Annotated in this window: 10 protein-coding genes; 2 read left to right on the top strand and 8 right to left on the bottom strand. The window is 68.9% G+C overall.

Annotated elements, in window-relative coordinates; translation table 11 throughout:
- Window positions 1-15: 15 nt before the first annotated feature.
- The 5 genes from HLA95_RS15760 to HLA95_RS15740 form a co-directional block, all read right to left on the bottom strand.
- Window positions 16-1,692, bottom strand: coding sequence for a sensor histidine kinase (locus HLA95_RS15760; RefSeq protein ID WP_222183799.1), 1,677 nt, complete (start codon window positions 1,690-1,692; stop codon window positions 16-18).
- A 133-nt stretch (window positions 1,693-1,825) separates the two neighbouring features.
- On the bottom strand, window positions 1,826-2,935 hold the full coding sequence (locus HLA95_RS15755) for an autoinducer 2 ABC transporter substrate-binding protein (RefSeq protein WP_191058090.1): 1,110 nt from the start codon (window positions 2,933-2,935) through the stop codon (window positions 1,826-1,828).
- Between the two features lie 40 nt (window positions 2,936-2,975).
- The gene (locus tag HLA95_RS15750) at window positions 2,976-3,959 is read right to left on the bottom strand and encodes an ABC transporter permease (protein WP_191058089.1); all 984 of its coding nucleotides are present in this window, start codon (window positions 3,957-3,959) and stop codon (window positions 2,976-2,978) included.
- A 14-nt stretch (window positions 3,960-3,973) separates the two neighbouring features.
- A complete protein-coding gene (locus tag HLA95_RS15745; protein WP_223861378.1) occupies window positions 3,974-4,951 on the bottom strand; it encodes an ABC transporter permease in 978 nt (325 codons plus the stop codon).
- A gap of 13 nt (window positions 4,952-4,964) precedes the next feature.
- A complete protein-coding gene (locus tag HLA95_RS15740) occupies window positions 4,965-6,482 on the bottom strand; it encodes a sugar ABC transporter ATP-binding protein (RefSeq protein ID WP_191058087.1) in 1,518 nt (505 codons plus the stop codon).
- 320 nt (window positions 6,483-6,802) lie between these two features.
- Between HLA95_RS15740 and HLA95_RS15735 the strand changes: the two genes are divergently transcribed.
- The gene (locus HLA95_RS15735; protein WP_191058086.1) at window positions 6,803-7,291 is read left to right on the top strand and encodes a DoxX family protein; all 489 of its coding nucleotides are present in this window, start codon (window positions 6,803-6,805) and stop codon (window positions 7,289-7,291) included.
- Here the strand turns inward: HLA95_RS15735 and HLA95_RS15730 are convergent.
- A complete protein-coding gene (locus tag HLA95_RS15730; RefSeq protein ID WP_191058085.1) occupies window positions 7,241-9,451 on the bottom strand; it encodes an esterase-like activity of phytase family protein in 2,211 nt (736 codons plus the stop codon). The genes HLA95_RS15735 and HLA95_RS15730 overlap by 51 nt on opposite strands.
- A gap of 186 nt (window positions 9,452-9,637) precedes the next feature.
- Here HLA95_RS15730 and HLA95_RS15725 point away from each other — a divergent pair, with 186 nt between their 5' ends.
- Window positions 9,638-10,885 (top strand): M20 family metallo-hydrolase, encoded by a 1,248-nt coding sequence (locus HLA95_RS15725; protein ID WP_191058084.1) that lies wholly within the window; start codon window positions 9,638-9,640, stop codon window positions 10,883-10,885.
- 130 nt (window positions 10,886-11,015) lie between these two features.
- Here the strand turns inward: HLA95_RS15725 and HLA95_RS15720 are convergent, their stop codons facing one another.
- Complete coding sequence (locus HLA95_RS15720) at window positions 11,016-11,327, bottom strand: hypothetical protein (RefSeq protein ID WP_191058083.1); 312 nt, start codon at window positions 11,325-11,327, stop codon at window positions 11,016-11,018.
- An 87-nt stretch (window positions 11,328-11,414) separates the two neighbouring features.
- Window positions 11,415-12,134, bottom strand: a complete 720-nt coding sequence (locus HLA95_RS15715) for a Crp/Fnr family transcriptional regulator (protein WP_223861377.1) — start codon at window positions 12,132-12,134, stop codon at window positions 11,415-11,417.
- Window positions 12,135-12,471 lie beyond the last annotated feature (337 nt).

The raw sequence follows: 12,471 nt of genomic DNA, 5'->3' as shown, positions 1-12,471 counted from the left end.
CTCCGGATGGCCGGCTCAGGCGCCCTCGGGCGGGTCGGTGAGCCGGATCTCCATGGTGCAGCAGACACCCGTCTCGGCGAAGTCGAGGCTGACCCCGCCGCCGAGCTGCGGCCCCAGCCAGCGCTGGATCAGGCGGGTGCCGAACCCCTGGCCGGCCGGCGGGGACACGGGCGGCCCGCCGCTCTCCTGCCAGCGCAGCCGGAGCCGCGGCTCCCGGTCACCGATCACCTGCCAGTCGACCCGGACCCGGCCTTCCGGAACCGAGAGCGCCCCGTACTTGCTGGCATTGGTCGCGAGCTCGTGCAGCGCCATGCCGACCGTCAGGGTCAGGCGCGCCGGCAGGCGTACGGCCGGGCCCTCGATGGCGAAGCGCCCGTCGCCCCGCCGCTCGTAGCCGAACGGTTCCAGGGCCTGGGCCACGATCAGGTCCACCTGCGTGCCCTGCCACTGCCCGCGCATCAGCAGCTCGTGGGAGCGGGCCAGGCTCATCAGCCGCGCCTCGATCCGCTCCTGCACGCTCCGCTCCACCTTGGCGTTGCGCAGGGCCTGCATGACGATCGCCTGGACGATCATCAGCGAGTTCTTGATGCGGTGCCCCAGCTCGTCGGACAGGGTGCGCAGGTCGGCCTGGTGCTCCGCCTCGCGGCGGCGCTGGGCGGCGAAGGCCTGGCCCATCCGGTGCAGGGCGCGGCCGATCTCGCTGAACTCGTCGCGCCCGGCGGGCGGCTCGGGCGGGTCGGGCGGGTCGGCGCTCCAGCCTTCCGCCGCGCGCAGGAGGCGGTCGACCGGACGGCGGATGAACAGGCGGGCACCGATCGCCACGCCCAGCATCATCACGACCAGGCCCGCCGACATGATGACCAGCGTGCCGACCGTCGCCCGGTCGACGTCGCGGAACAGCATCTCCGTGGCGACGCCGGTGCTCACGTAGAGACCCTCCGGCGGCAGCGCCACCGGGATATAGGAGATCAGGCGTAGCGTGCCGTCCTGGCTCCGCACTTCGGCCGTCCCCGGCAACGTGCCCTTGACCCAGTCCTGGTACGCCTCGGGAATGCGCGTGCCGACGAACCGCTCCGGCAGCGGCGTGCGCGCCAGGATCATCCCGTCCCTATCGGCGATGGTGACGGCACTGCCGCGGGCCAGCGGCCAGTTGCGCAGCTCGTTGTTCAGCTGGAACAGGTTCAGGCTCGCGGCCACGACGCCGATCTGCCGGCCGGCATCGTTGCGCAGCGGCAGGGCAAACGGCAGGATCGCGGTGGCGGGTCCGGCCTCCGTATGGGCGCCCACCACGAAGTCGTTTGCCCGCAACGCCTCCTGGCGCAGTGCCAGGCTGTTCAGGCCGGCGGCAGGGCTGCCCGTGCCCAGGCAGTGTCGCTGCCCCTTCAGGTCGAACACGGCGAGCGCATCGACGTCCAGCACCCGATCTTCCAGCAGCTCGTCCAGGTAGGTGGTGCAGACGGCCTCGTCGAGCGAGCGGACCGAGGGGGCCGCGGCGACCGCGACGAGCAGCGCCTTCATGCCCTCGACCATGCGGTTGATCTCGGCCGCGGCCTGCTGCGTCTGGCGGGTGACCGTCTGGCGCGCCTCGGTCTCGCGCGCCGAGCGCAGCTCCATGTGCAGGACGAGCACCACCGCCGCCATCGGCAGGAAGGACAGCAGCCCCAGCAGGAACAGCCGCAGGCTGAGGGTCATCCAGTCGCTCCGGCGCGGCAGGGCAGCCGATCGCCCCGGACGGGCAGCGCTCCCTGAAGCCGAACGGCATGGGAAGGGCCGGCTACCTCTCCCATGCTGTTCCCGTCACTGTTCTTGCGCAGAATCCCGACCGTCAGAAGTCGAAATCGTCGATGTTGCTCTTGTCGAACACGAAGGGCGGCCCGAGCAGGATCTCGGAACCGTTGACCACCTGGAGCTTGCCGAGCTTGCCGGCCTCCAGCTCGGTCGAGCCGGGCTTCAGCTTGCCGTCGGCCGCGGCGCGGGCGGCATAGACCGCGGCATAGCCGAGATCGACCGGGTTCCACAGCACCACCGACTTCACGCAGTCGGCCTTGACATAGGGCCGCATCGCGTTCGGCGTGGCCAGGCCGACCACCGCGATCTTGCCGCACATGCCGGCCTGGGTCACTGCCTCGGCCGCGGCCGGGGTGGCGACGCTGGTCATGCCGAAGATGCCGTCCAGGTCCTCGCCATATTTGTTGATCAGGGTGGAGGCCTGGTTGAAGGACAGGATGTTGTCCTCCTGGGCTTCCACCGTCTCCAGCCACTCCATGTTCGGGTAGCACTGCGCCGCATAGGCGCCCATCTCGGCGATCCAGCGAGCCTGGTTCGGCGTGGTGAAGGTGCTGGTGACGATCGCGAACGAGCCGTCCTCGCCGATCTCCTTGGCGATGTTGTCGATCATCGACTTGGCGATGCCGTTGAACTCGGCCTGGTTGATGAACCACTCACGCGAGTCCGGCGTCGAGTTGCTGTCGTAGCCGATCACGTGGATGCCGGCTTCCAGGGCCTTCTTCAGCACCGGTGCGATCGCCACCGTGTCGTTGGCGGCGAACAGGATGCCGTCCACGCCACGGGTGATGTAGTTGTCGATGAAGGTGATCTGCTCGTCGATATTGGCCTTGGTCGGGCCGTCGGTCGTGACCTCGACGTTGCCCAGCTCCTTGGCGGCGTCCTGCATGCCCTTGGAGGTGGCGCCGAAATAGCCGATGCCGATCAGCTTGGGGATGTCCACCAGGGTGAGCTGCTTGCCGGCCCGGTCGGGCGCGTTGGTCGGCTGGGCACCGTCATATTCCTTGGCGGCGGCCGCCCCGGGCGTGCCGTCGCAGGCGAGCGGCGCGGTCGGCAGGTCGTCGCCGCCGTCCCAGGTGCTCTGCGCTATCGCACTGGTCGAGCCGAGCAGGACGCCCAGGCCCAACAGGGTGAACAGGGTCTTCTTCATCGCTTGTCCTTCTACCTCCCTGAAATCGACGAAACGAACATCAATGCTCGGCGCCGCGCTGCCTCCGCAAGAGGTCGCTCACCAGGATCGACAGGATCAGGATGACCCCGATCACCACGATGGTACCGTCGCCCTTCACCCCCGACAGCGCCAGGCCGTTCTTGAGGAGCTGGATCAGCACCACGCCCAGGGCCGTACCCAGAATTGTGCCGGTCCCGCCGAAGATGCTGGTCCCGCCCAGCACCACCGCGGTGATCACGTCCAGCTCCAGGCCGGTGCCCATGTCGGAGCGGGTGGTGCTGACCCGGGACACGAACACCCAGGCGGCCAGGCCCGCCATCAGGCCGGACATGGTGTAGATCGCGATCTTGATCCCATCGACCGGGATCCCGGAGAAGCGCGCCGCCACCTCGTTGTTGCCGATCGCATAGAGCGAGCGGCCGAACGTGGTGTAGGTCAGCACGATGGCGCTGATCACGAAGAAGAACAGCAAGAGCCAGAGCTGGGTCGGCACGCCCCAGAGCTCGCCCTGGCCCAGGCCGAAGAACCAGTCCGGATAGCCCCGCACCGAGCGGGCCTGGCTGATCCCCTCGGCGAGACCCCGGTACAGCGCCAGGGTCGCGAGCGTCATGATCAGCGGCGGCACGCCCACGCGGGTGATGAACCAGCCGTTCACGAAGCCGGCCAGCGCCCCCACCACCAGCGCCAGCGCGATCGCCGCCCCGAGCGGCAGGCCCAGCTTCTGCCAGAACACGCCCAGCAGGATGGCGCACAGGCCCATGATCGAGCCCACCGACAGGTCGATGCCGCCGGTGATGATGATGAAGGTCATCGGCAGGGCCATGAGCCCGACCTCGACCAGCAGGCGGCCCTGGTTCAGCAGGTTGCCGGTGGTCAGGAACTGCTCGGAGCGGAACGCCAGCACCGCGACTGCCGCGATCAGCACGAACAGGAGGATCACCTCGTGGCGCTTGAGGCCGGCGTAACGGTCCTGATGGCCGGGGGCCGCGACTGCGGATGCCATGCGCGTCACCTCGGTCAGCGATGCCGCGCGCGCTTCCTGCGGCGCGCGAGGTCGGCCAGCACGGTCAGCAGGATCAGGAGACCCTGGACGGCGCGCAGCCAGTAGGGGGAGACGTTGATGAACACCAGCGACGAGCCGATCGCCGCGATCAGGATCGCCGCAAGGGTCGAGCCGATCACCGTGCCCGTACCGCCCAGGATGCTGACCCCGCCCACTACCGAGGCGGTGATCACGGTCAGTTCCAGGTTCGGCGGCACGGTGGACTGGATCACCGAGAGCTGGGTGGCGAACAGGACGGCCGCGATGCCGGCGAAGAAGCCGTGGATGACGAACACGATGAACACGGTACGCGCCCGGTCGATCCCGGCCAGCCGCGCCGCCTCGGCATTGCCGCCCACCGCGTAGATCGAGCGGCCGAAGCCGGAATAGCGCATCCAGAAGGCGGCCAGTGCGGTGAGCACGATCATGAACCAGACCGCCATCGGCACGCCCAGCGGGCGGAGCTGCGCCAGATGGTAGCCTTGCGGCAGGTTGTTGATCCACGCGCCGGCCGTGACGCTGATCAGCCCGCCCTTCAGGATCGAGAGCATGCCGAGCGTCACCACGATCGATGGTACCCGCAGATAGGCGATCAGCCAGCCGCTCACCGCCGAGATCGCCATGCCCGCCAGGATCGGCAGGGTCCAGGCCAGCCAGAGCGGCCAGCCGCTCACCGCGATCGTGCCCGAGATCGTGGCGAGCACGCCGATCAGCGAGCCCACCGACACGTCGATATTGCCCGACACGATCACCATCGACATGCCGATCGCGGCCACCGCGATATAGGCGTTGCCCAGGAAGATCGTGGACAGGTTGTTGGCGGACAGGAAGCGCTGGTTGTAGGCGCCGACTGCCACGAACAGCACGATGATCGCGATCAGCAGGATGCCTTCCTGGCTGAACAGGAAGCGGCGCAGCCGGCTGCCGGCGGACGCGCGGGCGGGAAGCGCCATGGTGGCGGCCATGTCAGGCGGCCCTTTCCTGCTGGGCGGAACGCATCATGGCAGCGGCGATCCGCTCCTGGGTCGCTTCCGCCCGGTCGAACCCGGCGACGATCCGCCCCTCGCGCATGACCAGCACCCGGTCGCTCATGCCCAGCACTTCCGGCAGCTCGCTCGAGATCATCAGCACCGCCATGCCCTGTGCGGCCAGCTCGCTCATGATCTTGTGGATCTCGGCCTTCGCACCGACGTCGATGCCGCGCGTCGGCTCGTCCAGGATCAGGATGCGCGGCCTGGTCGCCAGCCACTTGGCCAGCACCACCTTCTGCTGGTTGCCGCCGGACAGCTTGCCGACCACCTGGTCCATGCTGCTGGCCCGGATCTTGAACCGCTCGATGTCGCGCCGGGCGAGTTCCTGCTCCCTGCCTCGGTCGATGAAGAAGAACCGCGCCAGCTCCTTCAGCACCGCCAGCGAGACGTTGTGCCGGATCCGCATCGGCCGGATCAGTCCCTGCGTGCCGCGGTCCTCGGGCACATAGGCGATGCCCAACCGCTTGGCATCCGCTGGGCTCCTGATGGTGACCGGCTGGCCGTCCACCAGGATCTGCCCCGCACTGGCGGGCGTCACCCCGAACAGGATCTGCGCCAGCTCGCTGCGCCCGGAGCCGACCAGGCCGGCCAGCCCCACGATCTCGCCGGCGCGCAGGGTGAGGCTCGCCTCCTCCACCGTGCCGGGATAGGCGACACTCTTCGCCTCCAGCACGACCTTGCCGGGGTTGGCGGTCCGGTGCGGGTAGAGCTGGTCGATGGTCCGGCCGACCATCATCGAGATGAGCTGCGGCTCGGTCACGTCCCTGACCTCGTGCGTGCCGACATACTCCCCGTCGCGCAGCACGGTGACCCGGTCGGCCAGATCGAAGATCTCCACCAGCCGGTGGCTGATATAGATGATGCCCACCCCCCGCTCGCGCAGGCGGCGTACGATGCCGAACAGCCGCTCGACGTCCGCCTCGGTGAGTGCCGCGGTCGGCTCGTCCATGATCAGCACGCGCGCGTTCATCGACAGCGCCTTGGCGATCTCGACGCGCTGGCGATTGCCGACCGAGAGCGCCCCCACCGGCGTGTCGGGGTCCAGGTCGTGGATGTCCAGCGACTGGAGGATCTCGGCGGTACGCGCCCGGGTCTGGTCCCAGTCGATCCCGCCCCAGGACAGCCTGGGCGCATGGCCCATGAACACGTTCTCGGCGACCGAGAGCTCCGGGAACAGCAGGAGCTCCTGGTAGATCGCGGCGATCCCGGCGGCCTGGGCCTCCTGCGGGCTGCCGAAGTCCACCGGCCGGCCGTCGACCTCCACCCTGCCCTCGTCCGGCCGGTGCACGCCGGACATCACCTTGATCAGGGTGGACTTGCCGGCCCCGTTCTCGCCCAGCAGCGCATGGACCTCGCCCGGCCGCACGTCGAAGCTGACACCCCGCAGCGCCCGCACCCCCGGGAACGACTTCACGATGCCGTCCAGGCGAAGGAGCGGCGGCACGCTCGTCATCGGCAAGGCCCGGCCGTCAGGCCAGCCACACCCGGTTGCGTCCGGTCCATTAGTCGGATCATTGCCCCTCCCGATCCTGCGCGGACCTTTGGGCAGCTTGCGGGACCCGTCAAGGGAGTCGCGCGACCGGCCCGGCTCATTCATCCGGCCGGCTGATCAGGCACGGCCGACCCGGGCAAGAACCGCATGATACCCGCCGATGGCGGCAGGAGGGCCGGCAGCCGGAAGCCCCTGTGCTGAAAATCACAGCCTGCGTCCGGCGTCGTGCTATCCAGCGCAGCGCCGGCCAGCCCGGCGGATATGTACAGGGACAGATAATCATGCCGCGTGCGATTGGCGCGATACTCCACAATAGCTGGTTCGGCTATCTCGCCCGGACCGTTCTGACCTTCATGTTCTGGATGAGCGGGCTCGTGAAGCTGCTCGACTTCCAGGGCGGGGTAGCCGAGATGGCCCATTTCGGCCTGGAGCCCGCCGTCCTGTTCAACCTCGCCACGATCGTCGTGCAGCTGGGCGGCTCGGCCCTGGTGATCCTGAACCGCTGGACCTGGCTGGGTGCCGGGGCGCTCGCGGTGTTCACCGTCCTGACCATCCCGATCGCGCATCACTTCTGGACGATGGAAGAGCCGTTCCGCACCCTCGAGTTCTTCTTCGTGATGGAGCACATCACGGTGGTGGGCGCCCTGATGGTGGTCGCCTGGGCCTCCGTCCTCCACCGGGTGCCCGCCCGCCGCACCGGCGACGGGCAGGCGCCTGCGTCAGTTGCTGGCCGCCAGCGGCCCGAGGTCGAGGAAGCGGGCCTCGCTTGAGGCATCCGCAGCACCGTCATTGTCGGACACCATCACGAGCCGGTCGTCCGGCAGCAGCGCCAGGCCCTCGATCTTCTCGATGGTCCAGCCGTTCAGGTCCTGCAGGGCCGGGAGCACGTCGATGGCCGTGCGCTTGGTCACCACCGGCAGGTCCTGGCCGGCCGGTGCTGGGGTGATGCCGGCGAGATCGACCAGCGTCACCTTCTTCACCGCGGCGGCAGGCCCGCCCTGGTTGTCCCGCTCGATGAAGGCGAGGCGGCCGTCGCCCAGCGCCGTCACCTCGGACAGGCCGATCCAGCCCTTGCCGGCCGGCGCGTCGAGCGGATAGCGGGCGAACGTCCATTCCCCGCTCGCCGGCGCATAGAAGCCGAGCTTCGCCTGGTTCTCCGGATCGTCCTTCCAGGGCCGCTGGATCGCCACCACCACGCGTTGGTCCTGACCATCGCCGGTCACGGCGACACCCTCGAAGCCGAACCGGATCGCCTGGGCGGCCAGTTCCTCCGGCAGGGCGATCTCCCCCTGCACCGTGCCGTCCGCGGCGACGTCGAGCAGCAGGTTCTCGGTCGGGTTCTCCGCCCGCTCCATGTTGCCCTCGGACACCAGCCAGAAGCCGCCCTCCGGCTTCGCTACGATCCCTTCCAGGTCGTAATGGACCGGCTGCCCGTCCTTGGTCACCGTGATGGCACGGGTGATCACGGCCGGCCGCTGCGACGGGTCGATCTCAAAGATCTTCGAGCTGGCATAGAAGCTGTCCGAAACGGCGAACAGCCTGCCATCCCCCTGTGCCGCTAAGCCCGACAGCGCGCCGAACCCGATCGGCACGCCGTCCACGTCCGCCGAGACGATGCTCGGGAAGGACGGAGCCTCGGCACCGTACTGGTAGATCATCACGTTGGAACGGACCGCGTCCTCGGCCGAATCCGTTTCCGCCGCGACCACGAACAGGTTGCGGTCAGGCAGCGCCAGCAGCCCCTCCGGTCCGACGCCGGTAGGCAGCACCTGGCGGAACTCCGGCGCCGCATCCCCGCCCCTGTCGGCGAACACCGTCACCATGTTGGCCCGCTCGGAGCCCACGAAGATCAGCTCCTCGCCGCCGAACCTGCCGATCTCGATGCCTTCCGGTTCGTTGCCCTTCGCCTTGGCCCGCTTGGCCGGGTACATGCCGTGCCGGATCGCGACATGCTCCAGCAGACTGCCGCTCTCGAAGAGGACCTCGCCGGCACCGTCGAACACGGTGAAGCCGCGCGAGCCGCCCTGCCAGTCCCCCTCGTTCGCGGTCACCACGCGGTCGCCGGACAGCCAGCCGATCGCATCCGGCTCGCGCGGCACCGCCTTCAGGCTGCCGGAAGGCTCGATCAGCGCCTCCTTCGAGGTCGGGATCCGGTCGAGGTCGACGCTCCCGGCCGGGAAGTGCCCGGTGACCTCGCCGCTGGCGAGGTCGACCAGGGCGATGTGGTTGTTCTCCTGCAAGGTCACGGCGGCGATACCGGCCTCGTTCACGTCGACGAACTCCGGTTCCGGGTCGTCGGGCGCCACCGCCGCGATCCCGGTGAGATCGACCTTGCGCACACTCTCGCAATTGCCGGGCACCCCGTCCTCATCCAAGTCCAGGATCGCCAGGTGTCCGGCCGGCAGCTGCGGGATCGTCCCGTCATTCACCTCCTCGTCGCGCTCGTTCTCGATCGCCACCGCCAGGAACCTGCCGTCCCGGCTGGCCGCCACCGAATCCGGCTGACCGCCCACGTCGCAGCGCGCCAGCACCTCGCGGCTGGCGAGGTCGACCACCGCGACATGGCCGGATGGTGCCGTATAGCTCTCCGACGTGTTCACGCCAACCAGCGCCACCCTGCCTACCGTGGTGACCGAGGTCGGCTCGCCCTCCATGGCCAGGGTGCCCAGGGGCTCAGGTGCCATAGGCTCGGTGAGGTCGATGAAGCCGATCTGCCCGCCGGGGCTGTCGCTGTAGATCAGCGTCATGCCGTCCGGCGTCGCGGCGATGATCTCGGCCGCCGTCTCCGTCGCGGGATCGGTGCCGTCCGCCAGGTTCCCGTACACCGGGAAGGTCGCCACCCGCTCGAAATAGGCGGCGGATGCCGGTGCCGCCGCCAGCACCAGCGCGCTGGCCGCCCCGATCATCAAATGCTGCCTGAAGGCCCTCATGCCCGATCCCTCGCACGACGCTGCAGAAAATCCATCGCTGGGCGGGGGTTTTGCTCGGCTGGCGGGACAGGCACATGACCGTTCGGCGGCAGTACCGCGACAGCCCCCACGGGCGCCGTCTGGACAAGGTCCCCTGGAGGGCATAGCCCTTCGCCGATCCGCCTGTTGCCCGGAGCGAGGGAGCCGATGAGCCAGAAGCCCAGCAATCTCCACATCGACGGCCAGCGCTTCTGGGATTCGCTCATGGAGATGGCGAAGATCGGCGCCACGCCCAAGGGCGGGTGCAACCGCCAGACCCTGACCGACCTGGACAAGCAGGGCCGCGAACTGTTCCGCTCCTGGGTCGAAGCCATCGGCTGCACGGTCGAGGTCGACGAGATGGGCAACATGTTCGCCCGTCGCCCGGGCAAGCGGGACGACCTGCCGCCCGTGGTGATCGGCAGCCATCTCGACACCCAGCCCACCGGCGGCAAGTTCGACGGGGTGGCCGGCGTGCTGTGCGGGCTGGAAGTGCTGCGCACCCTGCACGATGCCGGCTACGAGACCGACCACCCGGTCATGGTCGTGAACTGGACCAACGAGGAAGGCGCGCGCTTCTCCCCGGCCATGGTCTCGTCGGGCGTGTGGGCGGGCGTGCTCGACCGTGACTGGGCCTATGGGCTGAAGGACCGGGACGGCAAGACGTTCGGCGAGGAGCTGGCCAGGATCGGCTTCAAGGGCGACAAGCCCTGCCAGGCCGCCGACTGGAAGTGCCATTTCGAGCTGCATATCGAGCAGGGCCCGATCCTGGAGGCCGAGGACAAGCAGATCGGCGTGGTCACCGGCGTGCAGGGCATCCGCTGGCTGGACGTGACCATCACCGGCAAGGAGAGCCATGCCGGCTCGACCCCGATGCCGCGCCGCCAGGATGCGCTGGTGGCGGCATCCAAGGTGATCATCGCGCTGGACGAGATCGCCCGCCGATACCCGCCGGCCGCGGTCGCGACGGTGGGGGAGATCAAGATCGCCAAGCCGTCGCGCAACGTGATCCCGGGCGAGGTCTGGTTCACGGTCGACCTGCGCCATCCCGAGACGGCGACCGTGGATGCGATGGAGCGGGACCTGCGGGCCGCGGTCGAGGCCGCCTGCGCCCGCGACGAGCTGCCGTTCCAGGTCGAGCGGCTCTGGGATTCTCCGCCGGTCGAGTTCCACCCGGACTGCATCGAAGCGGTCGAGAACGCCGCGCAGGAGGCCGGCTACCGCCATCGCCGCATCGTCAGCGGCCCGGGTCACGACAGCGCCTATACCGCGCGCAAGGTCCCGACCTCGATGATCTTCATCCCCTGCAAGGACGGCCTCTCGCACAACGAGGAGGAATCGGCCAAGCCCGAGGACCTGGCGGCCGGCTGCGAGGTGATGCTGCGCGCGGTGCTGACCATGGCCCAGGCGGCCTGACGGCCTGGGGGCCGATTCCGCCAGCCATCGGCCGGCACCGGCTTCACCAGGCCGCCGGCCCTCGAGCCCTCAGGATTCGGTGGCCGGCGCCAGGTGCTGTCTGCATGCCCCTGGCGCCGATGGGACCCGCTCAGTGACGCCGGCGGCTCCCGATAGGGAGGTGCCACTCCGCAATCACCTCATCGACCGGCAACGTTTCCAGGCGGCGCAGGAGCGCGCGCAGGCGCTCGGCCTTGGGGCCGCCTCTGCCCAGGGTCTCGGCGACGTTGTGCAACAAATCGGCATTCCGGCGCGCGAACCGCACCGGAATGCCGATTGGCTGGCCGCGCGGCACCTCCGCCCGCGCAGGGCCGGCGCACGGCTGCTCGCCCGCCCCGGCAGAAGCGACTTCCGCCCCTTCCGGCTCTACAGCAAGTCGACGGTTCCAATATTGGGTCGCCATCCCAGCCCTCCTCCAGCAATAGGGGGAAACTAGCCGGGTAATCCGGGAACAGCAGTCCGGTAGCGTACGGACTTCCAGAAGGCGACCCTACACTGCCCCATCATTGCCGAGTAGCCGCCGGTATTCCGCACATACTACACTGTAGCACTCGCAGGCCGCCGCCTCCAGGCCAGCCCGGTCGAGGATGGTGATCCGGCCGCTGGCGTAGCGGATCAGCCCCGCCTTCTGCAGCGCGCCCGCGGCCACGCTGATGCTGGCGCGGCGCACGCCCAGCGTCGCGGCCAGCGCTTCGTGGGTCATCGGCAGGTCGTCGCCATCGCCGCGGTCGTGCGCCATCAGCAGCCAGCACACCAGCCGCTGCTCGATCGGGTGGCGGCGGTTGCAGGCGACCATCTGGCCGACCTGGGTCATGAGCGCCAGCGAGAAATGCATCAATAGCTGCCGCAGCGACGGGCTGGCGCGCAGTGCATCCTGCAGGTGCTGGGCGTCGAGCCGGAGGCCGGAACCGGCCCGCTGGACCATGGCCTCGACGATGGAGCGGTCAGACCCGAGCAGGATCGGCGTGCCGATCATCCCCTCCCGGCCCACGATCCCGATATCGACCGAGCTGCCGTCCTGCAGGGCCATCAGCAGCGAGATCCAGCCATCCTCGACGAAGTAGAGCGCCCGGATCGGCTCGCTCGGATGCTGGAGGATCTGCCGTGCCGGCAGATCGACGGGCACCAGGTACGGTGCCAGGGCCTGGAATTCCTGGGCCGGCAGCATGGCCAGCAGGTGGTTGCGGACGACCGACTGCTCCAGCGACATGGCCCGATCATCCGCTCCGTCGATGGCGGGAACGGCGCCCTCTACGCCGCCCGGCGCCAGACCCGGTGAAAGATCGGTACGTTATCACACAAAATAATATCCGGCGTCAGCATGCTGATCACGCATGATCGCCATGCTTTAACAACTCCAGCGCAAGTATGAGTGTCGGTCTTTCGTCTTACGGTATCTGCCTTCTGCTTTCCTCGCCTGCGCCCCGTGCCCCGGCGGGATTGTCCGGCTCGACCGCCTGCCAGCGGATCGGAAGCTCCCCGATCCAGCGATCCACGCGCTGGTCCTGACGCTCTTTCGGCACTCGTCGGGCAGGCCTGGAGCCGGG

This window comes from Geminicoccus harenae, from assembly GCF_019800005.1.
Lineage (GTDB): Bacteria > Pseudomonadota > Alphaproteobacteria > Geminicoccales > Geminicoccaceae > Geminicoccus > Geminicoccus harenae.
This window is presented reverse-complemented; position numbering and strand designations above follow the sequence as displayed.

Coding starts and splice junctions, on each gene's coding strand:
- HLA95_RS15760 (WP_222183799.1), bottom strand. CDS start 1,692: ATGACCCTCAGCCTGCGGCTGTTCCTGCTGGGGCTGCTGTCCTTCCTG.
- HLA95_RS15740 (WP_191058087.1), bottom strand. CDS start 6,482: ATGACGAGCGTGCCGCCGCTCCTTCGCCTGGACGGCATCGTGAAGTCG.
- HLA95_RS15750 (WP_191058089.1), bottom strand. CDS start 3,959: ATGGCATCCGCAGTCGCGGCCCCCGGCCATCAGGACCGTTACGCCGGC.
- HLA95_RS15735 (WP_191058086.1), top strand. CDS start 6,803: ATGCCGCGTGCGATTGGCGCGATACTCCACAATAGCTGGTTCGGCTAT.
- HLA95_RS15745 (WP_223861378.1), bottom strand. CDS start 4,951: ATGGCGCTTCCCGCCCGCGCGTCCGCCGGCAGCCGGCTGCGCCGCTTC.
- HLA95_RS15755 (WP_191058090.1), bottom strand. CDS start 2,935: ATGAAGAAGACCCTGTTCACCCTGTTGGGCCTGGGCGTCCTGCTCGGC.
- HLA95_RS15730 (WP_191058085.1), bottom strand. CDS start 9,451: ATGAGGGCCTTCAGGCAGCATTTGATGATCGGGGCGGCCAGCGCGCTG.
- HLA95_RS15725 (WP_191058084.1), top strand. CDS start 9,638: ATGAGCCAGAAGCCCAGCAATCTCCACATCGACGGCCAGCGCTTCTGG.
- HLA95_RS15720 (WP_191058083.1), bottom strand. CDS start 11,327: ATGGCGACCCAATATTGGAACCGTCGACTTGCTGTAGAGCCGGAAGGG.
- HLA95_RS15715 (WP_223861377.1), bottom strand. CDS start 12,134: ATGTCGCTGGAGCAGTCGGTCGTCCGCAACCACCTGCTGGCCATGCTG.